The sequence below is a fragment of the Bradyrhizobium oligotrophicum S58 genome, assembly GCF_000344805.1.
GTDB classification, from domain to species: Bacteria; Pseudomonadota; Alphaproteobacteria; order Rhizobiales; family Xanthobacteraceae; genus Bradyrhizobium; species Bradyrhizobium oligotrophicum.
Map to the genome: position 1 here is coordinate 6,380,615 of NC_020453.1, position 24,402 is coordinate 6,405,016.

Consider the following 24,402-nt stretch of genomic DNA (forward strand, 5'->3'; position numbering starts at 1 on the left):
CGTGGACGACCTGCCCTACTTCGTCAGATGCGCCGAGGCGATGGCCTGCTGGAACAGCGCCGTCAGGGCCGAGCCGATGCTGCCGCTGGAGTCGACCTCGTAGTAGTAGCCGGGGCTGGCGCAGGACTTCATGATGTCGCCGATCGAGCTGCGCCACGGCGCGATGTAGGTCGTGTACCAGCTGTTGTTGGTGATCGCGAGATAGGTGGTGTAGAGCACCGCGATCTTGATGCCGCGCGCCTTCAAGGCGGTGCAGGTCGTCGTGTTCAAGGGCTCCTGGCAGCGGCCGCCGGAGAGCACGGTCTTGCTGCAGGTCGTCGGATAGGAGTAGTCGGCGACGCCGTCGGCGACGAAGAACAGCCATTTCTGCGGGCTCGTCGACGATCCGTTGCCCTGCGTGGGGATCACGCCGTTCATGGCGGAGAGGGTGCCGTCGTAATCGGTACACATGTCGTTGTTGTAGCCGCTATAGGGGATCGTCATCAGGTCGAGCGATCCGACCGACGACTTCACCGACGACATGCTCGACGACAGGCTGGCGATGGTGCTCAATCCCAGCGAGCCGCAGTCGCTGCCCAGGCTGTAGACCGCCATGCGGTACTGGTTGCTGACGACCTGGCTGGCGGTCGCGGTGTCCGTCAGCGACTGCGTCGCGGACCTGACGACGTCGATCCGCATCGTCACGCCCTTGTTCTTGGCGATCTGATAGTAGCTGTTGGTCTGCAGCGTCTTCTTCGAGCTCGACGTGTAGGTGTCGTGGCAGGCGAACGCGCATTTGTCGGAGGTCGCATTCTGCAGCAGCGTCATGTCGGCCGTGGTCGCGCCGAGGCCCTGCGACGGCGAATTGTCGACCAGAACGTAGAAATCCATGTAGGTCGGGAACGATGCCGAGGCCGACGAGGAGGCCTGGACCGTCATGGTCGGATAGCCGAACATGTACATGAACGCGGTCTTGACCACCACGGTGGCGGTGCCCGTCACGGTTCGTGCGGTCACACTGTCGGCGATGTCGATGTTCAGCGAGTTCGATGCCAGATTGTGCGCCGACATCTGACCATTGAACATGTTGGTCGCGGCCGTCTTGGCATCCGATGCAGTTCCGCGCATCGCGGTGTAGCCGGTCGCGGCCAGCATCGCGGCGTCGATCGACGCGGACAGCTTGGACTTGGCGCGCACCGCCAACGAATAGTCGATGGCCGAGCCGACGAAAGTGAGGATCGGCAACAAGGCGAGCGCGAAGATGATCGCGATATTACCGCTCTCGTCGCGCCGGAACCGAGATGAAAGCCCGAGGTATTTGTTTCCGGCGGACACGTCCAGAACTCCAATCAAATGAGGTTGCTGGAGTGATGTTGCCGACCAACCCTTTCGTTGGAATTGATGCGATTGCAGAGATTAGGTTACGACGTGTTTCTGATTGCCGTAAGCGCCCATCGAGCGGTGCCGCTGCACCATTGACCGTCGCATGACTGATATGCGGACGGTCCCGCTGCCCCATCGGGCTGGCCGGCGGGCGGCGCGGCCGGCCGTTTACCGGCATGGCGCCCCTCCTCTGGTACCCCAATTGCAAAGCGCAGGCTGCGATAGCATAGTCCGCGCGCTTCAGGGCGCCAGGGGCGCTGATTCTCGGGGAGTTTGGGGACGACGATGGCGGATGCCGATCTTGATGCCGTGATCCGGCAACTGGCCAAGCAGCAGAACAAGGCGATCCTTTCGGCCGCGAAGAAGCGGCGCGACCGCTTCAACGGCATGGCCGTCAAGGCCAAGGACAAGGACGCCAAGGAACGCTTCAAGATGCTCGCGCGCGAAGCGGTCGAGCAGGCCAATGCGGCTGCGCGCCGGCTGCTGATCTCGGCCGACAACGTCGCCGACAGCTACGCCCGCGCGATGCGGCAGGCCGCCGCGGCCGAGTTGCCCAAGGCGCCCGAGAAGAAGGCGGAGAAAAAGGACGAGGCGGCGCCCGCCAAGGCGGCCAAGAAGCCGGTCAAGAAGGCGGCAACGAAGGCCGGCGCGAAGTCCAAGAAGGCGGGCTGACGCGACACGGTGAGCGATCCCGAAATCGAGCATGAGCGGGACGCGATCATCCGAGTCACGAGCTGCGCGATCTGCGGCTCCGACCTGCATCTGTTCCACAACTACATCCCGGCGATGATGCCAGGCGACATCATGGGCCACGAGACCATGGGCGAGGTCGTCGAGGTCGGTTCCGGCGTCAACGGCAAGCTCAAGAAGGGCGACCGCATCGTCGTCCCCTTCACGATCATCTGCGGCGAATGCGAGCAGTGCCGGCGCGGCAATTTCTCGGTCTGCGAGACCACCAACCGCAACCGGCATCTGGCCGAGAAGGTGTTCGGGCACACCACGGCAGGCCTGTTCGGCTACACGCATCTGACCGGCGGCTATCCCGGCGGCCAGGCGGATTATCTGCGCGTGCCGTTCGCGGATGCGACCCACATCAAGGTCCCCGACAGCCTGACCGACGAGCAGGCGCTGTTTCTCAGCGACATCTTCCCGACCGGATGGCAGGCGGCGGCGCAATGCGACATCGAGCCTGACGATACGGTCGCGGTGTGGGGCTGCGGACCGGTCGGACAGATGGCGATCCGCAGCGCCATCCTGCTGGGAGCCAAGCAGGTGATCGCGATCGACCGCATTCCCGAACGGCTGGCGATGGCGGAGGCCGGCGGCGCCATCACCATCAATTTCGACAGTGAGAGCGTGGTCGGACGGCTGAACGAGCTGACCGACAACAAGGGTCCGGAGAAGTGCATCGATTGCGTCGGGTTCGAGAGCCATGTCAGCATGGCGCAGCCCGACAGCGTGCTCGACCGCGCCAAGCAGATGTTCATGCTCGAGAACGACCGGCCGCATGCGCTGCGTGAGATCATCTATGCCTGCCGTCCCGGCGGCATCGTCTCGATCCCCGGCGTCTATAGCGGCTTCTCCGACATGGTGCCGATGGGCGCGCTGATGAACAAGGGGCTGACGATCCGCACCGGCCAGACCCACGTCAACCGCTGGACCGACGAGCTGGTCCGGCGCATCGAGGACGGCCAGATCGACCCGTCCTTCGTGATCACCCACACCGTTCCGCTGGCGCAGGGACCTGAGATGTATCGCGCATTCCGCGACAAGCAGGACAGCTGCGTCAAGGTCGTGTTGAAGCCATAAGGGATCCCCGCATGTTTCATTTCTCGAACCTCGTCAGGTCCAAGAGCGACCCGAAGATCATCTCGACCGGCCCGAGCTCGCTGACCTCGGCCGACCGGCTGGCGCGCGGCCTCGGCTGGTTCTCGATCGCGCTCGGTACGCTCGAGCTGCTGGCGCCGCATCGTGTCACGTACGCGCTTGGCATGGACGGCCGCGAGGGACTGGTGCGGGCCTATGGCGTGCGCGAGCTGCTCGCGGGCGTGCTGACGCTGTCGGTGGAAAAGCGCGCGGGTCTGTTGAGCCGCGTGGCGGGCGACGGGCTCGACATGGCGACGCTGCTCGGTGAGCTCAGGCCGAGCAATCCGCGCGCGGGCACCGTGCTGGCAGCGCTCGTGATGGTCGGCGGCATCGCATTGCTGGACTATACGGCGGCCCAGGACGTGGCGGCGCAGCATGACGCGAGGCGCGGGCGCAAGCGGCTCTACAATGACCGCAGCGGCTTCCCCAAGGGCATCGCCGCCGCCCGGGGCGCGGCGCTGCCGCGGCCGGCGCGCAGCACGGCGCTGAGTTGAGCCCGCTGCTGACTCAGCTCGCCGTTACGGCTTCGGCAGCATGACCGAGAACAGGCGGAAGCCCTCGATCTTCGGGAACGCTTCCGCAGCCTCGGGCGACGCCAAGGCGACGACAGCGGCCACCACCTCGCCATTGGTGAGCCGGGTGATCGCGGTCGCCTGTCCCTCCAGCAGCAGCACCTCGGAGGCGCCGGCCGCGGACATGGCGGCGGTGATCTTGGAATTGGATTTGGCGTAGCGCTCGTCGATGGCGATCACCTTGCCGCTGAGATCGGAGATCGCGCGCACCGCAGGGCGCGCCAGAACCACCGCGACCAGATGCGTGTCGGCCGGTGCCTGCGGGACGCGCAGCGCGGTCATGCGCTCGGCCAGCTCGGCTGCCACCGTGACCGCCGCCACCATGACCTCGCGCTGGACCTTGGCGGGGTTGGGAGGCGTGTCCGTCGACGTGGACGGGATCTTGCCCGCCAGCGCAGGCGGTGCGGCAGGCGACGGAGCCGGATCCGGCCGCGAGGTTTGCACCGGCGGCATCTCGCTCGGCTTGGCAACCGGCTTCTCGATCGGCTTTTCGGTCGGCTTCATGGCGGCACGTTGAGCCGCGGCCCGCCGCCTTGCCTCGCGGGCGTGCTTGCGCTGCAGGGCCGCGCGACGCGCAACCGCGGCGGCTTTGCGGCTCTCCTTGACGGCCTGCTCGGAGGAGGCCGGCGGCGTGGGCTGGGCCGCGGATGGATTGTCCGCGCAGGGCCTTCCGCTCAGATCCACACAGGGCACCGCGACTTGCGGCACGACCGGACGGCTGCAGCCCGCCAACCCCAAAGCTGACACCAGGGCCAATGCGCCGAAACTAAGCGCTCTCACTGTTCCGCTCCTGACGGCTCTCCTGCGCGATACGCGCGTGTTCAATGCCCGCCCATCTCAACGGCCATGCGTTAAACTCAGACTTAAATGCCGCTCCCGAACGGTCGTCGCAGCGTGGCGTGGTTAATGTCCCGCGCATGAAGCGGCAGATCGTGCCGGGCACAGCAGCTCTGGCCGCGATCGACGACCTGATCCAACTCAACTGGCGAGAAAGGGCGAGACAGGCGCGCCCTTTCCGGTAGTAATGTCACATTCATCATTGGGCTGGGGACACGCCGATGAAACCATCACGTCGCGCCTGCGCTGCAGGGCTTGCGCTCGGCCTGCTGACGGCCTCCGGCACGGCGCGCGCCGACACCATCGCCCGCTACGACTGCACGATCGTCGGCACTGTTGGCATTGAGCCGATCGGCGACCGTCCCGGTCACATGCTGGTCAGCCTGCAATATTCCTGCATCGGCATCGACGGGCTGATGAAGGGCGCGACCTACACCGCCAACGTCTCCTCGGAATGGGAGAACCAGAAGGGGACCTATCTGTACGGCGCCGGCATTCATCGCATGACGGACGGCTATGCCGTCGCCGTGCTGAGCGACGGCACCGGCTCGGTCGTGATGAAGGACGGAGCGCCCGCCATTTCGGAAGCCACCGGCAAGGTCGTGTTCAAGCTGGCGTCCGGACGGTTCGCGGCGCTGGCCGGCAGGACGGCGAATTTCACCGCCAGGCTGGTCGGCCCCGGGCACCTCGTTTACGAGCTGACGGATTGAGATCGCGAGCGAGGCAACGCTTCCAGCGCCGGCACGAATTCCGTTGATCGGATCACCGCACGCCGCCATGTTGGGCAGCATGTCCGTCGCGACGCCCCCTCCTCCGCCCCCTTCGCCGGGGCGGAACGAACCGCCGCCGCCGATGTTTTTCGAACTTGCGAAGGATGCTCCATGGCCAAGACAGACCCCGCCGCCGGCAAGCCGATCGCCAATGCCGCGCTCGCCAACATTCCGCGGCTGATCACGGCCTATTATGCGCTGAAGCCTGACCCGCACGTGCCGACCCAGCGCGTCGCGTTCGGCACCTCGGGCCATCGCGGCTCGTCGCTGAAGACCGGCTTCAACGAGAATCACATTCTCGCCACCACCCAGGCGCTCTGCGACTACCGGCGCCAGCAGGGACTCGACGGCCCGCTGTTCGTCGGCATCGACACCCATGCCCTGGCCGAGCCGGCGCTCGCCAGCGCGCTGGAGGTGTTCGGCGCCAACGGCGTCGAGGTGATGGTCGACAAGGACGGCGGCTACACGCCGACGCCGGTGATCTCGCACGCGATCATTTCCTACAACAAGGGCCGCACCGCCCACCTCGCCGACGGCATCGTCATCACGCCGTCGCACAATCCGCCTGACGATGGCGGCTACAAATACAATCCGCCGCATGGCGGCCCGGCCGATACCGACGCGACCGCCGAGATCGAGCGGCAGGCCAACGTCTATCTCGCCAACGACCTCGATGGCGTGTCGCGCATCAGCTACAGTCAAGCCAGACAGCGCGGCTCGGTTCATCCCTACGACTACATCACGCCTTACGTCGCCGATCTCGCCAACACCGTCGACCTCGATGCAGTGAAGTCGGCGGGGATCAAGATCGGTATCGATCCGCTCGGCGGCGCGGCCGTCGCCTATTGGGCGCCGATCATCGAGCGCTACGGCCTCAACGCCGAGATCGTCAACGACGTCGTCGATCCGACCTTCCGCTTCATGACCGCGGACTGGGACGGCAAGATCCGCATGGACTGCTCGTCGCCCTACGCGATGGCGAGCCTGATCGGCATGCGCGAGCGCTTCGACGTCGCCTTCGCCAACGACACCGACGCCGACCGCCACGGCATCGTCACCCGCTCGGGCGGACTGATGAATCCGAACCACTATCTCGCGACCGCGATTTCCTATCTGTTCGCGCACCGGCCCGACTGGCGGGCGGACGCCGCCATCGGCAAGACCATCGTGTCGAGCTCCATGATCGACCGCGTCGCGCGCAAGCTCGGCCGCAAGCTGGTCGAGACCCCCGTCGGGTTCAAATGGTTCGTCGAGGGGTTGAGCTCCGGCGGCTTCGGCTTCGCCGGCGAGGAGAGCGCCGGCGCCTCCTTCCTCAAGCGCGACGGCACGGTGTGGACCACCGACAAGGACGGCCTGATCCTCGGCCTGCTCGCCGCCGAGATCATGGCCAGGCGTGGCCGCGATCCGAGCGAGCTCTACAAGGAGCTGACGGCAGAGCTCGGCGCGCCGGTCTATGAGCGCATCGACGTTCCGGCGAGCCCGCCGGCCAAGGCCGCGTTGAAGGCGCTGACGCCGGAGACCCTGAACCTCAAGGAACTCGCCGGCGATCCCGTCCGTGTCGTGCACACGAAGGCGCCGGGCAACGGCCAGTCGTTCGGCGGCATCAAGGTCGAGACCGACTACGGCTGGTTCGCGGCGCGCCCTTCCGGCACCGAAGACGTCAACAAGCTCTATGCGGAAAGTTTTCGCGATGCCGAGCATCTCAAGCGCATCCAGAGCGAGGCCCAGGCGGCGCTGGCGAAGGTGGGGTGAGGAGGGCGAGCAGCGAATCGCAAATAGCGAGTAGCAAGGCCTTCATTCGCTACTCGCCATTCGCCCCCTTCCCTCCCTGCCCCATCATCGGATATCGATGGTCCTACAAGCCATTAGCCAACCATCGGTGAGACCGGATGCGAAGCTCTTCGACTGCCTTGCGCGTCACCTTCAGCGTGCTCGCAACCTCGTTCATGCTGGTTGTCAGCGCGTCGGCGCAAATGGCCCCGGAGGCCGCCGCACCGCGGCCAAAGCCGGCGCCATCGATGCGCGCCGCGGCCTGCCATAACGGCCAGAGCTTCGACCGCTTTCTCGCCGAGCTGAAGCAGCGCGCCGTCGCAGACGGCGTGTCGCAGCGCGCGATCGCGGCCGCCTCGCCCTACCTCACCTATGACCAGGGCATCGTCAACCGCGACCGCGGCCAGCGGGTGTTCGGCCAGCTGTTCACCGAGTTCGCCGGCCGCATGGCAGCAAGCTACCGGATGCAGAACGGCCAGCAGCACATCAAGGCACATGCGGCCGCCTTTGCGCGCGCCGAGAAGGAGTATGGCGTGCCGCCGGCGGTGATCGCCGCATTCTGGGGCCTGGAGAGCGACTTCGGCGCCAACATGGGCAATTTGCCGGTGCTGCCCTCGCTGGTGTCGCTGGCCTATGACTGCCGCCGCAGCGAGCGCTTCCAGAACGAGACCATCGCCGCCTTGAAGGTCATCGACCGCGGCGACCTCGCGCCGGACGAGATGATCGGCTCCTGGGCGGGCGAGCTCGGCCAGACCCAGTTCCTGCCGACGCATTACGTCACCTACGCCGTCGACTATGACGGCGACGGCCGCCGCAACCTGCTGCGCAGCGCCCCGGACGTCATCGGCTCGACCGCGAACTACATCGCGACGGGGCTGAAATGGCGCCGCGGCGAGCCGTGGCTGGAGGAGATCCGCGTGCCGCAGAGCTTCCCCTGGGAGCAGGCCGATCTCACGGTCAAGGCGCCGCGCAGCAAATGGGCGGGCCTCGGCGTCAGCTACGCCGACGGCCGGCCACTGCCGAACGATGCGCTCGAAGCCTCGGTGCTGCTGCCGATGGGGCGCAACGGCCCGGCGTTCCTGGCCTATGCCAATTTCGCCGCCTACACCGAGTGGAACAATTCGCTGATCTATTCGACCACGGCCGGCTATCTGGCCACCCGCATAGCCGGCGCGCCGCCGATGCGCAAGGCCAGCGGCCCGGTCGCGCAGCTGCCATTCAACGAGATCAAGGAGCTGCAGCAGCTGCTGGTGAAGGCCGGCTTCGACGTCGGCAAGGTCGACGGCGTGCTGGGACAACAGAGCCGGATCGCGGTCAAGACCATGCAGCTGCGGCTGGGGCTGCCGGCCGACTCCTGGCCGACTGCGGAGTTGCTCGTGCGCATGCGCGGTACGCCGCGGGCGCAGGCCGCGCCGGCTTCAGCAACCGCGACACGCTAGCTGAGCCCCCATCGACGCGACGCCCGCGCGTCGCTCAAGAAGAGCCGAAGCGCCGGACATCAGTCGTGCCGCAGAAGGTCCTTGCGGACGGCTTATTGCGCTCCGGTGCGCAGACGGGTCGGCCAGCCGACACGGACCAGCGTTTCATCCGGATCAGATAACGCAAATTCGTACATCCCCCACGGCTTGTCTTCTGGCGATTGCTGAAATTCGCGCGCCGCAGCGTCGACGTTCTCGAGATAAAGATAAAGTCCAAACGGATTTCGGCCCGGCGTCAGCCAGCCTTCGACCGCGTCCGTCAGGTGCAAACATCCACGTTCTGGGTTCGACAGCATGCGATAGGTGTCGGGTTCACCTGGAGCAGGCTTTTCGCTATCGGGGCGCCTGAAGCCTAGTAGATTGTAGAACCGCTCCGACGCATCGAGGTCACTACACGGCAGGATGGCTATCAAAGATCCGGAAGGAACCATTCGCGCACCCCGACATCAGGCAAGCATCTCATCCGTCTTCTCGAGCCAAGATGTTTGACCTTGAAATTAGCACAGCCAGATGATCGCTCCGGACCAAAGCGGACAATTGGAGATCCGCAGCACCATGTGGATGTCGATCTTAGCAGCGCGTATTGGGACCTGCCCACGGGGAACCTGATGGCTGCGCTTTTTTCTCCGCGAGACGCGCCTGCTCCTTCTTTCTAAAATACGATGGAGCGGCCCATGCTGCGATGATCGACACCAAGCCCGCCGCTAGAACGAGCAAGTTCTTCAAAACTGCGGCCACAAACAGTCCCGGCGCTTGGTCGTACGACGTGTAAACGCCATCGCTGTACTTGGCTGGAAAATAGAGGTTACCGGTCGAGTACCAATGGTAAAAATTGGAGCCAGCGATGACAAGGAGGAACACGCCGAGCAGGCTGAACACCAACACGAACGGGATCGTACCTTTAGCCAGGGAGACATTTTGAATCATATCGAGCGGTCCTCAACGACATTTCAGATAGCTATGCTCCCACCGTTGCAGTTGGATCATATGCAACGATCCGATCGCCTCGTAATACGGAAGTACTCAATTCCAGATGAAGCGATGCGAATTCCGAAAGGTCAAGCTCGGCGGTTGGCCTTGCCGACGGCCGACTTCCATTTTGGCCTAGTGGAGCAACAACGGATCGGGAGCGCCAAACGGACGATGCCGGTCGTGACCGCTTGCTTGCCACGATTTCAAAAAGCATCGGCATGGATTGAAAATGTCGAAGGGCAGTCGGCCGCACGGGGCGATCCGCCGCGCCTAGGGCGGGAGCAACCCGGCTGCCGGCCCACGCAGCAGATCGCGTGGCCATCGATATCAACGACGCCGCCAACGTAAATCGCACGACGGCTGCAAAACGGCAGAAAGATGCAGTTGCATTCTCTTGAACGCCGCCCCATCTCGGGAACACGCATCGTTTGCGCCGTCTCCTCCCTCAGCGAGAGCATCACATGTCCTTTTACGATTCGACCGTGCCGGCCTACCTTCAGATCCTCGGCAGTCTGTCCGGCCTGCTCAGCAAGGCGGAAGCCTATTGCGAGGCCAAGAAGATCGCTCCGGAGGTGCTGCTCGGGGCACGCCTGTATCCGGACATGCTGCCGCTCTCCAAGCAGATCCAGCTCGCCTGCGACTTCGCCGCCAAAGGCTGTGCGCGGCTGTCGCACAGCGAGGTCCCGAGCACACCCGACACCGAGACGAGCTTTGCCGAGCTGCGCCAGCGCCTCGCCAAGACCGTCGATTACCTGAAGACCTTCACGCCGGCGCAGTTCGAGGGCGCCGATAGCCGCGACGTCACGTTCCCCGCCGCGGCGGGCGCCACCATGACTCTGAAGGGTCAGGAGTTCGTCAACCGGGTCTCGTTTCCGAATTTCTATTTCCACGCCGCGATCGCGCACGGCATTCTGCGACATCATGGCGTGGAGATCGGAAAGCGGGATTTTCTCGGGGTCGCCTGAGCTCCGCGGCGGCCGAGGCCACGTTCTCGGATGGACGACTCCCCGCCACATGATCCGTTCAGCGCATCTCCTCCTGCCCGGTCCGGCAGGAGGGAACGAAATGCCTGACGAGGAGCTTGGGATCGGGCGCCTCGATCCCAAGCGCCCTGAGGAAAGCCCTCCGAATGAATAAGCGCAAATCGAAAAAGGCCCGCATCATTCCTACCGCGATGCCCGACCTCGCCCGGTCCACCGAGACCGCCGAGCGCACAGTTCTGGCCGCCGACTTGGCGGGCCGGGAGGGCGAGCAGCTGCATGCCCGGTTAGAGACGGAAACGAGGCTGTCGGAACTGCTCGGGCAGGAGACCGAAGCGAAACTGCCGCCGATCCCACCTTCGGAACTGGATGTCAGGCCGGCGCTCCTGCTTCAACCCGCTCACCCGTCGTCCGGCGTCACGCCGCCCATCGAAGCTCCGGCGGACGTCAAGGAATCGGCCCACACAATGGGCGAGGCAAGGACGAACGATCGCTTGCTGGAGAGCGACGGACCTCGGCCGGCAATCGCGGGGTTGGAGGCTTGTCAGGCGCTGCTCACGGAGATCGCGAGGGACAATCTCGATTTCGCCGCGCGCCTTGCCTCGATGCGCTCGCCTCTTGAGATCGTGGGCATCGCGACGGAGTTCGCCAGTAGCCAGATCGGGACGTACGGCCGGTTCTCGAAAGCTGTCGCCGACATTGCATCTGGACGCCCCGTCCGGTGGCCTGACTAACAAGCTGCGGTACGCGCTCCGGATCAGGCCCGGAGCGACACTCAGCGTGCCGTTTCAGCGCCGCTCGCCGCAGTGATGACCGCCACGATGACGAGGCCGGTCAGCACCAAGCGTACACCGGCGCTGACGCCGAACGTATTGAGCATGGTCAGCAGTAGCACCAGGAACAGTGCCGCGCCGAACAGGCCGGGAATATTGGCCTTGCCACCGGCGACCGACGTGCCGCCGATCACGACCACCGCGATCGAGGCCAGCAGATATTCGTTGCCGATGTCGACATTGGCGCCGCGGAAGTAGCCGGCGAGCAGCGCGCCGTCGATGCCGCCGAGCGTGCCCGACAGCACGTAGGTGGCAAAGCGCACCCGGTTGACGGGGATGCCGGCCAGTCGTGCGGCCCGCATGTTCTGTCCGATCGCCAGCACGGACCGTCCGAACACAGTCCGTTGCAGCACGACATTCGCACCGATCATGAACAGCACGGTCAGCATCGCCAGCAACGGGATGCCGAACAGCTGGATGTTGGTGAATTCGGCAAAGCCCGGCGGCGGCTTGATCTGGAGCCCGCGACCATAGCTGATGTCGATCGACTGGATCACGAAGCTCGCCGACAGCGTCGCGATGATCGGGGGAATCCGCAGGGCCCAGATCAGCAGATAGTTCGCTGTCCCGACCGCAGCACCGCACGCGAGAGCGGCGAGCAGTCCGAGCGCAATGCGCTGGTCGTCGCCGGCCATCACGGTCATTGCCACCGCGCTCGCAAGACCGATATTGGCCGGCAGCGACAGGTCGACATTGCCCGGGCCGAGCGTGATCACGAACATCTGGCCGACCCCGACCACGACCGTGAACACGGCGAGCGAGAGCGCCGCGCTCAGCATGCCGCCGGCGCCGTAGCCGCCGGTGAAGACGATCGCCGCCAGCCATACGGCGAGCGCGCCGATGAAGGACCAGATCCATGGCTTGGCGAACGTGCTTCCGAGGGCGACCTTCATCGTGCCGCGTCCTTCCTGCTGATCAGCACACGGGCGGCGAGCACCACGATCAGGATCGCGCCATTGGCTGCGACCTGCCAGTCCGGCGGAATGCGCATGAAGGTGAGGAGCGGCGACGCCGCCAAGGCCAGGGTCAAGGCGCCGATGACCGCGCCGATCGGTGAGACCCGGCCGCCGACAAACTCTCCGCCGCCGAGGATGACCCCGGCGATGGACAACAGCGTGTAGCCGTTGCCGATGTTGGCGTCGCCCGAGGTCGTGGTGCCGATCAGCGCCAGGCCCGACAGCACGCCGAACAGGCCGGTGCAGGCAAACAGCGTCATCTTCGCCTTGAGCAGCGACCAGCCGGCCCGGCTGATCGCGAGTGAATTTCCGCCGCAGCCGCGCAGAACGGCGCCATAGGACGTGCGCATAAGTCCGACATGGGCGACCACGGCGATCAAAGCCGCAGCCAGGACCGGGAACGGCACGAATGGCGGCTTGACCGCCATGATCGTCAGCAGCCAGTCCGGCGCCTTGCCGCCGGGCTTCGGCAGCATCAGGATGGCAAGGCCCTGCCAGACGAAGCTCATGCCCAGGGTGACGACGATCGAAGGCAGGTTGCGCAGATGGATCAGTGCGCCGAGGCCCGCATAGGCAGCGATGCAGCCGAGCAGCGTGACGATCCCCAGCAGCGGGGTTTCGCGCAGCCAGGTCGCGGTGACGCAGCCGACGAAGCCGACGAATGCCCCGATCGACAAATCGAGGTCGTTGCCCGCGATCACGAACATCTGCGCCACGGTTGCCAGCGCAATCGGCACCGCGAGATTGAGCATCAAGGTGAAGCCGAAATAGCTGATGGCGCGCGGGTTGAGCCAGGCGATGCCGATCAGCACCAGCGCCAGCGACAGCGCCGGCAGCAGCGCCCGCAGCAACCGCGGCAGGTTGCGCGCGCCGAGCATGGGCAAGGCCTGTTTCGCGACCGCGTTCAACGACGCCATGCCATCAGCCTGCTTCTGCGAACGAGGACTGGATGACCTTCTGCTCGGTCAGCTCGTCGCGGGTCAGATCGGCCACGATCGCATCGTTGCGAAAGACATAGACATGGTCGCATTGCTTCAACTCGTCGGTCTCCGTGGTGTACCACAGGAACGTGCGGCCATTGTCCGCCTCCGCGCGAATGAGCGCGTAGACCTCAAGCTTGGTGCCGACGTCGACCCCGCGCATCGGATCGTCCATCAGCACGATGCGCGCGTCCGAGCCGAGCGCACGGGCGAACAGCACCTTTTGCTGATTGCCGCCCGACAAGGAGAGAATGTTGTTGTGGACATCGGGCGTGCGAATCCCGATCCTGTCGCGCCACTCCATCGCCAGCGCATGCTCCCGCGCAGGAGAGATCAGCAGGCCCCGGCGCAGTCGGGACAACGAGCGGACGCCGATGTTTTCGGCAATCGACCACAGCGGAAACACGCCATCCGACTGACGATCGCCGGCCACAAGCGCCACGCTCGCCATGACCTCTACGCCGCTCACCGTGCCTGTCGCGGCTGCGAACACGGTAAGCAGCAGCTCAGTCTGGCCATGCCCTGCGAGACCGGCGAGACCGATGACCTCGCCCTCATGGGCCACCAGCTCTTGGACCACCGGATCTTGAGCCCTGTTCTGGCGCTTCAGGCGCGCACGCACCCGCAAGGGCGATCGCCCGCGCGCCTGCCCATGGCTGGCGGCGGCGTCGCGCATGTGAGCCTCCACATCGCCCATCGCGCCGACCAGGCTGTCGCGATCGAACGCCGTTGCAGGCGCATCGGCAACGGTCCGGCCATCCCGCATCACTACGATACGATCGCAATTCGCAAGCACCTCACCCAGCACATGTGAAATGAAGATGCAGCTGACGCCTTCGGCGATCACTCGGCGCATGAAGCCAAGCAGCTGTCCGGAGGTGTGGGCATCGAGCGACGAGGTCGGCTCATCGAGGATGACCAACCGCACCGGCTGGTCCGTCACCGTGAAGGCGCGCGCGACCTCCACCATCTGACGTCGCCCGATCGGAAGGTCCTCGACAAGATCGGACGCAGCAATGCCGTGGCCGGGGAAGATGGCGTCGAGCTTGTCGAGGATCAGCCGTCCTGCCTTCCGTCGCCAGGCGAAGCCTGTCAGCGAAGGATGGAAAACGCGGGCATTCTCGGCGACCGTCAGATTCGGGCACAACGACAGTTCCTGGAACACGCAGCGTACGCCCAGCTCCTTGGCGAGATCCGGTGAATAGCCGACCGGCTTCACGCCGCCGATCGCGAGATGTCCGCGATCGGCAGCCGCAGTGCCGGCAAGGATGTGCATCAGCGTCGACTTGCCTGCACCATTGTGTCCGACGAGCCCAAGGCATTCGCCTGAAGCAAGCGCGAGGTCGACGCCGCCAAGAGCGCGGACGGCGCCGAAATGCTTTTCGATGCCGTCCAGTCTGACCAGCTCAGGGCACGTGACGGTCATTCGGCCCCTGCATCTGCGAACCGCGCGTCCGTTTGGCCATCACTTCATGTTGGCCTTGATCGCCGCGATCGCTTCCGCCTGCGTGTATTCGTGGCTGGCGACGCTGCCCTTCGGAATGTTGGGCAGCTCAGCCTCGAAATTGTCCTGGGTGAACGCGAGGTAGGGCACCAGCAGATCGTGGGGAATGTTCTTGTTGCCGTCGAGCACCTGCTGGGCGACCCAGAACGCCAGGGTCGATACGCCGGGTGCGATCGAGGCCGACCACGTGGTGTAGCCGTCCTTTGCCTTCTGCTCCTTCCACCACTGCAACTCGTCCTGACGGTTGCCCATGATGATGGTGGGGCGCGGCTTGCCGGCGGCGGCAAAGGCCTGGGCTGCGCCATAGCCGTCACCGCCCTGGTCGACCACGCCCACGATCTCGGGCAGCGACGGCAGCACGGTCGCGACCGCCTTCTGCGCCGTCGTCTGATCCCAGTCGCCGGTGACCGAGCCGACGATCTTGAACTGCGGGTGCGCCTTCACGCCTTCGAGGATTCCGGCGTGGATGGCATCGTCGATCGACGTGCCGGCAAGCCCGCGGATTTCGAGCAGGTTGCCGCCCTTGGGCTGGAATTTCGCCATCTGCTCGACCTCCTGCATCCCCATCGCCTTGAAGTCGACGACGACACGGTAGGCGCAGGGCTCGGTGACGACGCCGTCGAACGACACCACGATGATGCCGGCACTGCAGGCCTGCTTGACCGCGCCGTTCAAGGCATCGGGAGAAGAGGCGTTGATGACGATGGCGTCGTAGCCCTGCAGGATCAGATTCTGGATCTGCGCGGCCTGGGTCGGCACCTCCTTGTCGGCGGTCGTGAAGATATCTGCGGCAGCGACGACCTTGTCGGTCACGGCCTTCTTGGTGACGATCTCATAGCTCTTGAGCATCGCCTGACGCCAGGAATTGCCCGCATAGTTGTTTGAAAACGCGATCTTCTTGCCGCTGGTGTCGGCATGCGCCGACCCGCCGACGATGATGCTGACGGCGGCGCAAACGGCCGCGATCCCGATGCCGGACTTCATGGACAGACCTCCCCCCGCGGCCATGCGGACCGCAGTCTTTTCAGCGTCTCGATGGCGCTGGTGTCACGATATCGCTGCGCCTTTCGTTCGACAAGCTGGCACGCCCGCCGCGTACAATTCTGTTTGCCTTCTCTCTCTCAAGATCGAGAGGCCAGCGGATCAGTCCCGCGCTGTTTCGCCGACCCCCACCCGCATTTTTCGAATGGCTCGGTCCATTGCGCCGTTCGCGGCAATGCACAATTGACCCAGACCTGTCCTCTCAATGGGAACGCCGATGAGCACCTCCAAGCTGTTCGAGCCCTATAAGCTCGGCCCGATCACCCTTGCGAACCGCGTCGTGATGGCGCCGCTGACACGCAATCGCGCGGTGGAGGGCCTGGTGCCGAGCCCGCTGGCCACCGAGTACTATGGTCAGCGCGCCAGCGCGGGGCTCCTGATCACCGAGGCGAGCCAGGTCTCGCAACAGGGCCAGGGCTACCAGGACACGCCCGGCATCTATTCCAAGGAACAGATCGCCGGCTGGCGCGAGGTCACCGACGCCGTGCACGCCAAGGGCGGCCGCATCTTCATCCAGCTCTGGCATGTCGGCCGCATCTCGCACGTCTCGCTGCAGCCGAACGGCGGCGCGCCGGTCGCGCCCTCGGCCATTGCCGCCAAGACCAAGACCTTCGTCGGCGGCACCTTCACCGACGTGTCCACGCCCCGCGCGCTGGAGCCGAGCGAGATCCCGGGCATCGTCGAGGCCTTCAGGCAGGCCGCGCTCAATGCGATCGAGGCCGGCTTCGACGGCGTAGAGATTCATGGCGCCAATGGCTACCTGCTCGACCAGTTCGCCAAGGACGGCGCCAACAAGCGCACCGATGCCTATGGCGGGTCGATCGAGAACCGGGCCCGGCTGATGCTCGAAGTGGCAAAGGCGGTCTCCGGCGCGATCGGCGCCGACAAGACCGGCATCCGCCTGTCGCCGGTGACGCCGGCCAACGACATCAGCGATTCCAATCCCCAGGCCTTGTTCGACTACATCGTCGATCGGCTCGCTGCCCTCAATCTCGTCTTCATCCACGTCATCGAGGGCGCGACCGGCGGACCGCGCGACAACGCACCGTTCGACTACGCGTCCCTGCGCAAGCGCTTCAAGGGCGCCTACATCGCCAACAACGGCTACGATCTCGCACTCGCCAACAAGGTGCTCGACGCCGACGCCGCCGACCTGATCGCCTTCGGCAAGCTCTTCATCGCCAACCCCGATCTGGTCGAGCGGCTCAAGACCGGCGCCCCGCTCAACGAGCTCGACCGCGCCACGCTCTATGGCGGCGGCGAGAAGGGCTACACGGACTATCCGACGCTGAAGGCCGCGCAGGCGGCGGAGTAGTCGCCATCACGTAGGGTGGGCAAAGCAGCCGCCCGCAAGGGCGGTCGCGTGCCCACCGTGCATCCGCGCAAGCAGAGGGAATGGTGGGCACGGCGCGCGAGAGACCGCAGACGACGTAGCATCTCGCCCGCTCGCCTTTGCCCACCCTGCCCTCGCGCCCCCCGGACATCCCTATCGTCCTCCCATCTACGTCATGCTGCCCGGCAGGAAGCAACGCACATCGATGCGAAGGCCGGTATTGAGCTCGCGATAGTAGACCGGCCACACCATCGTCCTGCCGGCGCGATTGGGCTCGGTGACCACAGCCTCTTCCGGAACGGTCCACCACTGGCCTTCGATGCGCACGCGGTAGCGGCCGTCCTTCATGTCCCAATCGATGTCCGAGAGCGCGGTACCATCCGCGTCCGAGCAACATGGCCCCTTGCGTGACCGCAAATTCTCGAACCAGCCCTTGAGCGGCGAGTTGGCGTAGCGTCCATCGAGATCACGCGCGGTCGCATCGCCGAGCAGCAGGGAATGCGCGCCCAGGCCGCCGGCGAGAGTCACGACGGAGATTATCGCTCGCGCCCGATGAAGAAAGCAGAGCTGGCGAGCGGCCCCCACGACTGACGAGATGATCGATACAAACCTTAGAGATCCGCGGCTCATGTGCACCACCTCGTTGCGCGATATGATGCGCAATAGCTGGTCGCGTTCTGTGGCGGAAGTTCGTAGTTGACGACAATCGACGACAACTAATCGTAATGCGTCGCAAATTCCAAGAGCAAGCCGCGATCTCGTTGACGAAGTCCGCGGGACAATTGCCCGAGACCGCTTGTGATGAGCCTCTTCGACGATCCAGACCGGCTGCGTAGGTAGGCAAAACAGCCGCCCGCAGGGCAGTCGCGTGCCCACCGTGCATCCGCGCAGGCGGTGGGAATGGTGGGCACGGCGCGCGATGGAGCTGAGCACGTGACATGCAGTGTCGCTCGCCCGCGCCGCCCACCCTACGGTGGCGGAGACGCATCGCCTCGATCGTTCTGACAATCCAGCAACGAAAAGGCCGGGATTGCTCCCGGCCCTTTTTGCGTCGTGCTTCGCCCATCCAACCGACCGCTGGCGCCTCAAAACTCCGCGCGCACCTTCAGCACGGCCGACTGCTCGAGATACTGACTGCCCATCACGGCGTTGTAGCCCAGTGAGACCGACTGACGCTCGCCGAACGCCACCAGCTTGAGCGCGGCGCCGAGCTCGGCCAGGTTGCGCTCGGGCGACGGGCCGGCGGCAAAGAAGGTTGCACCGCCGCCGGCGAAGGCCGCCGTCACGTTCTGCGCGGTGTTGCCGAACTCGTGCCGCCACGCCGCCAGCGTCTCCAGCCCGAAGCCGTAGGTCGACGTAACCAGCAGCGGGACGGTCGAACGGAGACCGAGGTTCGAGCGCACCGAGTTGGTGGTCTGCTTGGCGATCGTGAGCGCGGCGCCGGCGGCGCTCGCCTCGGTATAGGCCTGCTGGTCGAGGCGGCCGTAGGTCACGCCGGCAAACGGCGTCAGCACGGCCCGGTCGACCTTCACCGGCATGCCGAACTCGCCCCGCGCAAGGGTCAGCCATCCCTTGTGGCTGCCCGAGACCGTGTCGGTGAAGCCCGCGAAGTTGATGCGGCGCGTGGTGGTGTAGTCGACCAGCGCGATCCCGGCGGAACCGTTGACGTACCAGGACGGCTGGGCATAGGCGCCGTACACCGTGCCTTGATAGTGCTGCATGCCGACCGCATCGCCGGCTGCGGTCCGATCGTCCATCGCGCTGGTAGCGTAGCCGAACGCCGCGCCGACGCGGAACGCACTGTCGATCCGCTGGTCGATGCCGGCCACCAGGCCGCCGGTGTTGCCGCTGTAACCCGCGACACCCGCCACGTCATGCTGCGAGGTATTGGTGCCGATCAGGCTGCCCCAGACAGTGCGCTCCGGCTCGGGCGCTATGGCCGGAGCCAGCGGTGCCTTCACCGTCGGACGGGCCTTGGTCGAATTGAAGGCCATCAGCATCGATGTGAGCGGATCGGTGTCGTCGGCGAAAGCCGAGGCAACGCGCGAGTTGGGGGACGCGGCTGCGGCCGTCAGCCGGTTGTCGATCTGGTTCTGGAACAGCGATGCGGTGCTGAGCGGCACCTGGACCTGTGCGCCGTTCACGAACGGACGCAACTGATCGCCGGCGTTGCGCACCTCACGATCGGTGCCGAGACTCTGCACGGCGCCGCCGAGCGCCTGCACCTGCGCGCTGCTGCCGTTGTAGCCGAACAGGCCGTTCAGCGCAGCAAGGCTGCTCGGCGATATCCCGGCGATGGTCGCAGGCGAGCGGACGGACGCGTTCAACAGCAGAGCCCCCGTGGAGGTATCGGCCGTGAAGCCGACCAGCGCGCTGGCGAAATCGACGTCGAGCGGCGTTGCCGACACCGAGGTCGCGATCCGGTAGACGTCGCCATTGCGCACGATGCCCTGAAGCGTCGGCGCAACCGTTCCGGCGCCCGCGAAAGTCACGGTGCCCGTGATGTTGCCGATCCTGGTCGAGGGCGCAGCAGCGGTGCCACCGGGTCCAAAGATCGTCGTCCGCAGCACAGCGCCATCGACGAGTTGCACGCCGGCCCCGCCGCTCACGGTGACCTGCGACTTCATCAAATCGAGCATGCCGAAATTGACGATGCTGGCGAGGCTGGTCACGCCATCGAGGGTCAGCGAATTGCTGCCGAGGCCGTTTTGCGCGACGACGTTGCCACTGAAGCCGGCGCCCTTGAGCAGGATGGTGTTGGTAGCGCCGTCCTGGTCGTTGATGGTGATGTCGCCGCCGAGGGTGCCGGTGTTGACCAGATTGAAGGTGCGGGCGCCAAAGAACGTCGCCGCCTGGTTGGTGCTGGCAGCGCAGAGCGGGTCGGTGGTGTTGGCGCCGGCGGTCGGACAGGCATTGCCGTTGGCGTCGGTGCCTGAGCCCGAGCTGCTATACGTGCCGGCGACGGTGCCGGCCGTCGCCTTCGCAAACGATCCGCGCGAAGCGCTCTGGTCGACCGAGATCGATCCCGCGATCGTGCCATTGTTGCTGACGTCGTGCTGGCCCGAGCCGAGATAGATGTTGCCCTGGATCAGGCCGGCGTTGGCGACGATGCTGTCGCGCGGGCCCGAGTTCGAGCCGCTGCCGGTCAGCGGGAACGACGATCCGGCGGCCAGACCGGCGGCCGTGGTCAGCGGGTTGGTGTCCAGCGCCAGGATGTCGCCCTTGATGACGCCGCCGGCGTTGTTGGTCAGCGTCAGCGCCTTGGTTTCGGTCACCGTGACGTTGCCGCTGGCATCGAACTTGTAGAGCGGCGAATCCGGATTGCTGCCGGGGATCGTATCGAACTCCGCACCGGCAAAGGCACCGACCGCCCAGTGACCGTCAGAGAACCGGCTCGCTGCCGTCCAGCTGGTGTTGGCGATGGTTCCGGAGTTGGTGATCGTGGTGTCGGCGCGCCCGTAATAGGCGGCCGCATAGTTGCCGGTTGCCGAAATCGTGCCGCCGGCCCGGTTGTTCACCACGAAGCTGTTGGTGTTATCGTCGGAATACAGCGCCGAGATGATGGCGAGATTGGTGCCGTTATAGCGCCCCGTCGCAGTGGCGCCGATCGAGACGCTCAGCTTGGTCGAATCGAACGTGCCGAAGAAATTCTGGGCGACGGCCAGGGTGCCGGTGTTGTTGACGGTGAACCTGTTGACCTGGCTGTCGGCGACGATGACGTGCAGCCGGCCGGCGCTGAGCTGGCTGGTGGTGAGGCTGAGCCAGCCGGCATTGTTGATGACGACGTTGTTGACGGCCGGATCTTCGGCATTGGAGAAGTTGGCCGCGATCATGCCACGGTCAGCCAGGCCGGCCTGGGTGTTGGTGGTGAGATTACGGACGGCAGTGGAATCCAGCGTGACGATCGTCGTCGGCGGGTTGGGATTGTAGCCGGTCGCCGGAAAGGCCGGGTTTGCCGGCGTATAGGAATTGCTGCCGCTCGAAGGCGTCGCCGTCCCCGCCGCGGCGTCGTACACCGCGACCGCAGAGGTAATGCTCCCACTGCAGGTGACGGTGAGGCCGGGCGTCGTACATTCGGCCCTTGCCTCGCCGGTGACCATCCACGTCGACAACAGCACGACACTCGCGGCAGCCGCTTCGCTGCGCTTTCTGTTTTTTGATTTCACCTGACGCCCCGGCTTACGCAATACACACGTTTCTAGTTGGTGGCTGATTGTATCGAAACATGGGTATCAGCAAGCAAGGCGAAAGTTTCTCGAACGCCAAGGGACAAATTCCAACTAACAACGGAATTAGTCCCCAAATACTCGAGCGATCACTACCGCTCGTAGATGACGCCGAATCTGCTCTCGCCAGATGCGAATGCGGCCTCAAGGTCGAAGCGAGCAGAGAGAGCAGCGGATGCATTACCAGTCGCCCGCAAGGGCACCACGCGACGACAAACGAGGCGCGAACAAGCTACACGCAAACGAGAAGGCCGGGATCTCTCCCGGCCTTCTTGCCACGGTGGGGGGCTGCCGTGGCACGGCGCGGATGCGCCTATGGTCGTCGGTACGCGAAGCTCAGAACTTCGCCCGGATGCCGGCATAGGCCGCGAGCGGCATGCCCGGCACCATGCTGCGTGGATCGTTCAAGGCAAAGGCCGTTCCGCCGCCGGCGGTGTTGAAGCCGGCCGGATCGAACACGGTGCCCGCCGAATAATAGCGCTGGTTGAACAGGTTCTGCACCAGCCCGAACACCTCGACATTCTTGGTCACCTGATAGGACGTGTTGACGTTCACGACCCAATAGGCCGGGACCTTCGGATAGACGTTGGTCTCGTCGTGCAACAGATATTGGCTGCCGACATAGTTGACGCTGGCGCCGACCTTCCAGTCATCGGTCACGGCATATTCGGCGCCGAGCTTCAGGCGGTGCGCCGGAATGCCGGGGATGTGGTTGCCGGAGACGACGCCGACGGGCACGCCCAGGAACGGATCGTTGACGTCGAACGCGCTGCGGAAAGTGGCGTCGATGAAGGTGTAGTTGGCGTAGGCCGTCCACCGGTTCCAGGCGAGGTCGAGCTTGGCTTCCACACCCTGGCGCAGGGTGTTGCCGGCGTTCTTGAAATAGCCGCGCACGGGGTTGGCCGGATCGACGACCTGGATGATGTCGTCGGAATTCTCGGTGCGGAACAAGCTAAGGCCCCAGCGCAGCCGCCAGCCGTCATCGACGGCCGCTGCCTTGACCGGCGCCTTACGATAGGGCGGGGGCGCCGCGGCATAGGCCGAGCCGCCACCCGAGATTTCCCCGCGCAGGCCGCCTTCGACGGTGCGCGACACCACCTGCTTGAGCGGCGGATCCGCGATCAGGAAGTTGTCGATCAGGCATGGATTGGCCGGATCGGAGCAGCCCAGCTCAAGCGGCGTCGGCGCGCGGTTGGCTTCGGAGTAGCCGGCATAGGCGGTCATGTTCGGCGTGATCTTGTAGGTCAGACCGACCACCGGATTGAAGCGCTGGAAGTTGTTGTCGCTGTTCAGCAGTGGGGCGAAGCCGGTCTGGTCGCGCAGATTGATCTGGGCCCAGTTGAAACGGCCGCCGGCCGTCAAGGCCAGCTGCGAGGTGATGTCGAAGGTGTTGGTCGCGTAGACGCCGAGATAGGTGTTCTTGGCGTTCAGGTTGACCGGGGCGAGGCCGGCGTTGGGCTGATCGATATAGACGCCGAGGCCGGTGACGAACAGGTTGTTGTCGATGGTGCCGAGCTCGGACGTCGCCTGGAAGTTGGTGTTGCCGTGGTCGACGCTGGCGCCGACGACGAAATGGTTGTCATGGCCGAACAACTGCGTCGTCGAGGTCGCCTGCAGCGAGCCGCCATAGCTGTCGGTCTTTACGGTGTTGCGATCGATCTGGCCGAGCGCAGCGTCGCCGGCCAGCGTGTTGGCGACCGGGCCATTGCGGTTGATGCCCCATGGGGTGCCGGCAGCGTCCTGGAGGACGAAGAAGCCGCCGCCATCGTCCTGCACCTCGGTGCCGTTGCCGTCGATGCGCGACGACTTGTAGTTGCGGTAGTAGCCGTTGGCCTGGACCGACAGCGTGTCGGTCGGCGCCCACTTCAGGCTGGCCTGCACCATCTGCATCTGCAGGCGCAGCGACTGCGGCCAAGTGTAGACGCTGGACCAGCGCTGGTTCAGCATCTCGATGGGCGTCGCCGCCACCGAGCCGAGCTTGTTGTCAGCGCCGGTGAAGGACAGATGGAATTCGGCGGTGTCGCCGCGCGCGCCGAAATCGGCATACATGCGCCGGATCTGCGAGGCCGACGAGTAGTCGCGCCAGCCGCGGTCATAGGCGCCTTCCGCCGCGATATAGGCCGAATAGGTGCCGTTGTTCCAACCGTATTGCGCGCCCGACTGGAGCCGGCCGAACGAGCCCCCGAACAGCTGCGTTTCTGCGCCCTGATAGGTAAAGCCGTTCTTCATCTCGATCGAGAGCGCGCCGCCGGTGGCGTTGAGGCCGAACAGCGGATTGTTCGGCATCAGGGTCATGCGCGCGATCGCCATCTCCGGGATCAGGTCCCAGTTCACGACGTCGCCGAAGGCCTCGTTGATGCGGGTGCCGTTCTGGTAGACGGCGATGCCCTGCGGCGTGCCGAGCACCGGCGAGGCGGTCTGGCCGCGATAGTTGAGGTCGCGCTGGAACGCGTTGCCGGTCTGGTCGCTGAGGGAGACGCCGGGCACCGACTGCAGAATGCCGTCGAGCAGCGACGGCGCGCGGCTGTGGTCGAGCTCCCGGGCTCCGATGGTCTCGACGTTGGACGGAATCTTGTCCTTCGCGATCTCGCTGCCTTGCACCGGCGAGACGCCGACCACCTCGATGGTCTGCAATGTCTGCTGCGCGAAGGCAGCCGTAGGCAGCAACGCACACGTCGCGAGAAGTGCGCTCTTCAGCGCCGACAGTCTGGTCAAGACGTCCCCCAGTTTCTTGTCGACCGATCCAGCAACAGCTCACGCCCCTGAGCCCCACCCGCGCCGAATCCAGCCGATTTACCCATTTTACGAACGTTAACATTCGTAAACAGCAGCAAAGTTCGCCGCAACGGGTAATATTCTTCGCCCCCTAGGGACAATCTTCCCGAATCCGGAAAGAGGCAATCAATTCGTCGGCCTCTTTCC

20 protein-coding genes are annotated in these 24,402 nt (G+C 65.1%); 9 read left to right on the plus strand and 11 right to left on the minus strand.

Annotated features, from left to right (window positions below; genetic code table 11):
* Window positions 1–15 precede the first annotated feature (15 nt).
* Window positions 16–1,314, minus strand: coding sequence for a TadE/TadG family type IV pilus assembly protein (locus tag S58_RS27510; RefSeq protein WP_015668679.1), 1,299 nt, complete (start codon window positions 1,312–1,314; stop codon window positions 16–18).
* Between the two features lie 333 nt (window positions 1,315–1,647).
* Between S58_RS27510 and S58_RS27515 the strand changes: the two genes are divergently transcribed.
* From S58_RS27515 to S58_RS27525, 3 genes are read left to right on the plus strand one after another with little or no spacing between them, the layout of a single operon-like run.
* Window positions 1,648–2,034 (plus strand): hypothetical protein, encoded by a 387-nt coding sequence (locus S58_RS27515; RefSeq protein ID WP_015668680.1) that lies wholly within the window; start codon window positions 1,648–1,650, stop codon window positions 2,032–2,034.
* Between the two features lie 9 nt (window positions 2,035–2,043).
* Window positions 2,044–3,171 carry a zinc-dependent alcohol dehydrogenase gene (locus S58_RS27520; protein ID WP_015668681.1) on the plus strand — a complete coding sequence of 376 codons (1,128 nt, stop codon included), beginning with the start codon at window positions 2,044–2,046 and terminating at the stop codon, window positions 3,169–3,171.
* 11 nt (window positions 3,172–3,182) lie between these two features.
* Window positions 3,183–3,722: a hypothetical protein gene (locus S58_RS27525; protein WP_015668682.1), complete on the plus strand. Its 540-nt coding sequence runs from the start codon at window positions 3,183–3,185 to the stop codon at window positions 3,720–3,722.
* Between the two features lie 24 nt (window positions 3,723–3,746).
* Here the strand turns inward: S58_RS27525 and S58_RS27530 are convergent, their stop codons facing one another.
* Complete coding sequence (locus tag S58_RS27530) at window positions 3,747–4,580, minus strand: hypothetical protein (protein WP_015668683.1); 834 nt, start codon at window positions 4,578–4,580, stop codon at window positions 3,747–3,749.
* A gap of 278 nt (window positions 4,581–4,858) precedes the next feature.
* On the opposite strand from S58_RS27530, the gene S58_RS27535 reads away from it, so the two are divergent.
* The 3 genes from S58_RS27535 to S58_RS27545 all read left to right on the plus strand — a co-directional run bounded on the left by S58_RS27535 (window position 4,859) and on the right by S58_RS27545 (window position 8,616).
* Window positions 4,859–5,347, plus strand: coding sequence for a hypothetical protein (locus tag S58_RS27535; RefSeq protein ID WP_015668684.1), 489 nt, complete (start codon window positions 4,859–4,861; stop codon window positions 5,345–5,347).
* A 171-nt stretch (window positions 5,348–5,518) separates the two neighbouring features.
* Entirely contained in the window at window positions 5,519–7,159 is a 1,641-nt protein-coding gene (gene pgm, locus S58_RS27540; RefSeq protein ID WP_015668685.1) for a phosphoglucomutase (alpha-D-glucose-1,6-bisphosphate-dependent), read from the plus strand.
* A 221-nt stretch (window positions 7,160–7,380) separates the two neighbouring features.
* The gene (locus S58_RS27545) at window positions 7,381–8,616 is read left to right on the plus strand and encodes a lytic murein transglycosylase (RefSeq protein ID WP_042340970.1); all 1,236 of its coding nucleotides are present in this window, start codon (window positions 7,381–7,383) and stop codon (window positions 8,614–8,616) included.
* Between the two features lie 92 nt (window positions 8,617–8,708).
* Here the strand turns inward: S58_RS27545 and S58_RS27550 are convergent, their stop codons facing one another.
* Both S58_RS27550 and S58_RS27555 read right to left on the minus strand, forming a co-directional pair.
* Entirely contained in the window at window positions 8,709–9,086 is a 378-nt protein-coding gene (locus tag S58_RS27550; protein ID WP_015668687.1) for a VOC family protein, read from the minus strand.
* 139 nt (window positions 9,087–9,225) lie between these two features.
* Entirely contained in the window at window positions 9,226–9,582 is a 357-nt protein-coding gene (locus tag S58_RS27555; RefSeq protein WP_015668688.1) for a hypothetical protein, read from the minus strand.
* 506 nt (window positions 9,583–10,088) lie between these two features.
* Between S58_RS27555 and S58_RS27560 the strand changes: the two genes are divergently transcribed.
* On the plus strand, window positions 10,089–10,592 hold the full coding sequence (locus tag S58_RS27560; protein ID WP_015668689.1) for a DUF1993 domain-containing protein: 504 nt from the start codon (window positions 10,089–10,091) through the stop codon (window positions 10,590–10,592).
* A 164-nt stretch (window positions 10,593–10,756) separates the two neighbouring features.
* The gene (locus tag S58_RS27565; protein ID WP_015668691.1) at window positions 10,757–11,341 is read left to right on the plus strand and encodes a hypothetical protein; all 585 of its coding nucleotides are present in this window, start codon (window positions 10,757–10,759) and stop codon (window positions 11,339–11,341) included.
* Window positions 11,342–11,382: 41 nt separating this feature from the next.
* Here S58_RS27565 and S58_RS27570 read toward each other — a convergent pair whose 3' ends face one another.
* From S58_RS27570 to S58_RS27585, 4 genes are read right to left on the minus strand one after another with little or no spacing between them, the layout of a single operon-like run.
* Window positions 11,383–12,333 (minus strand): ABC transporter permease, encoded by a 951-nt coding sequence (locus tag S58_RS27570; RefSeq protein ID WP_015668692.1) that lies wholly within the window; start codon window positions 12,331–12,333, stop codon window positions 11,383–11,385.
* On the minus strand, window positions 12,330–13,313 hold the full coding sequence (locus tag S58_RS27575; protein ID WP_015668693.1) for an ABC transporter permease: 984 nt from the start codon (window positions 13,311–13,313) through the stop codon (window positions 12,330–12,332). Before S58_RS27575 ends, S58_RS27570 begins: the two co-directional genes overlap by 4 nt.
* Window positions 13,314–13,317: 4 nt before the next feature.
* Window positions 13,318–14,802, minus strand: coding sequence for a sugar ABC transporter ATP-binding protein (locus S58_RS27580; protein WP_015668694.1), 1,485 nt, complete (start codon window positions 14,800–14,802; stop codon window positions 13,318–13,320).
* 39 nt (window positions 14,803–14,841) lie between these two features.
* Window positions 14,842–15,864 carry a substrate-binding domain-containing protein gene (locus S58_RS27585; RefSeq protein WP_015668695.1) on the minus strand — a complete coding sequence of 341 codons (1,023 nt, stop codon included), beginning with the start codon at window positions 15,862–15,864 and terminating at the stop codon, window positions 14,842–14,844.
* 274 nt (window positions 15,865–16,138) lie between these two features.
* On the opposite strand from S58_RS27585, the gene S58_RS27590 reads away from it, so the two are divergent.
* Window positions 16,139–17,236 carry an alkene reductase gene (locus S58_RS27590; RefSeq protein ID WP_042340262.1) on the plus strand — a complete coding sequence of 366 codons (1,098 nt, stop codon included), beginning with the start codon at window positions 16,139–16,141 and terminating at the stop codon, window positions 17,234–17,236.
* 186 nt (window positions 17,237–17,422) lie between these two features.
* On the opposite strand, the gene S58_RS27595 is transcribed toward S58_RS27590, so the two are convergent.
* From S58_RS27595 to S58_RS27605, 3 genes are all read right to left on the minus strand, one after another.
* On the minus strand, window positions 17,423–17,782 hold the full coding sequence (locus tag S58_RS27595; RefSeq protein WP_015668697.1) for a hypothetical protein: 360 nt from the start codon (window positions 17,780–17,782) through the stop codon (window positions 17,423–17,425).
* 557 nt (window positions 17,783–18,339) lie between these two features.
* Window positions 18,340–21,420, minus strand: a complete 3,081-nt coding sequence (locus S58_RS39385) for an autotransporter family protein (RefSeq protein ID WP_042340263.1) — start codon at window positions 21,418–21,420, stop codon at window positions 18,340–18,342.
* 396 nt (window positions 21,421–21,816) lie between these two features.
* The gene (locus S58_RS27605) at window positions 21,817–24,195 is read right to left on the minus strand and encodes a TonB-dependent receptor (RefSeq protein ID WP_015668699.1); all 2,379 of its coding nucleotides are present in this window, start codon (window positions 24,193–24,195) and stop codon (window positions 21,817–21,819) included.
* Window positions 24,196–24,402: the final 207 nt, after the last annotated feature.

Bases quoted from the DNA above. Each gene is read 5' to 3' on its own strand.
- S58_RS27515 (WP_015668680.1), top strand. From the start codon at position 1,648: ATGGCGGATGCCGATCTTGATGCCGTGATCCGGCAACTGGCCAAGCAG.
- S58_RS27525 (WP_015668682.1), top strand. From the start codon at position 3,183: ATGTTTCATTTCTCGAACCTCGTCAGGTCCAAGAGCGACCCGAAGATC.
- S58_RS27535 (WP_015668684.1), top strand. From the start codon at position 4,859: ATGAAACCATCACGTCGCGCCTGCGCTGCAGGGCTTGCGCTCGGCCTG.
- pgm (WP_015668685.1), top strand. From the start codon at position 5,519: ATGGCCAAGACAGACCCCGCCGCCGGCAAGCCGATCGCCAATGCCGCG.
- S58_RS27545 (WP_042340970.1), top strand. From the start codon at position 7,381: ATGGCCCCGGAGGCCGCCGCACCGCGGCCAAAGCCGGCGCCATCGATG.
- S58_RS27550 (WP_015668687.1), bottom strand. From the start codon at position 9,086: ATGGTTCCTTCCGGATCTTTGATAGCCATCCTGCCGTGTAGTGACCTC.
- S58_RS27555 (WP_015668688.1), bottom strand. From the start codon at position 9,582: ATGATTCAAAATGTCTCCCTGGCTAAAGGTACGATCCCGTTCGTGTTG.
- S58_RS27560 (WP_015668689.1), top strand. From the start codon at position 10,089: ATGTCCTTTTACGATTCGACCGTGCCGGCCTACCTTCAGATCCTCGGC.
- S58_RS27565 (WP_015668691.1), top strand. From the start codon at position 10,757: ATGAATAAGCGCAAATCGAAAAAGGCCCGCATCATTCCTACCGCGATG.
- S58_RS27570 (WP_015668692.1), bottom strand. From the start codon at position 12,333: ATGAAGGTCGCCCTCGGAAGCACGTTCGCCAAGCCATGGATCTGGTCC.
- S58_RS27575 (WP_015668693.1), bottom strand. From the start codon at position 13,313: ATGGCGTCGTTGAACGCGGTCGCGAAACAGGCCTTGCCCATGCTCGGC.
- S58_RS27580 (WP_015668694.1), bottom strand. From the start codon at position 14,802: ATGACCGTCACGTGCCCTGAGCTGGTCAGACTGGACGGCATCGAAAAG.
- S58_RS27585 (WP_015668695.1), bottom strand. From the start codon at position 15,864: ATGAAGTCCGGCATCGGGATCGCGGCCGTTTGCGCCGCCGTCAGCATC.
- S58_RS27590 (WP_042340262.1), top strand. From the start codon at position 16,139: ATGAGCACCTCCAAGCTGTTCGAGCCCTATAAGCTCGGCCCGATCACC.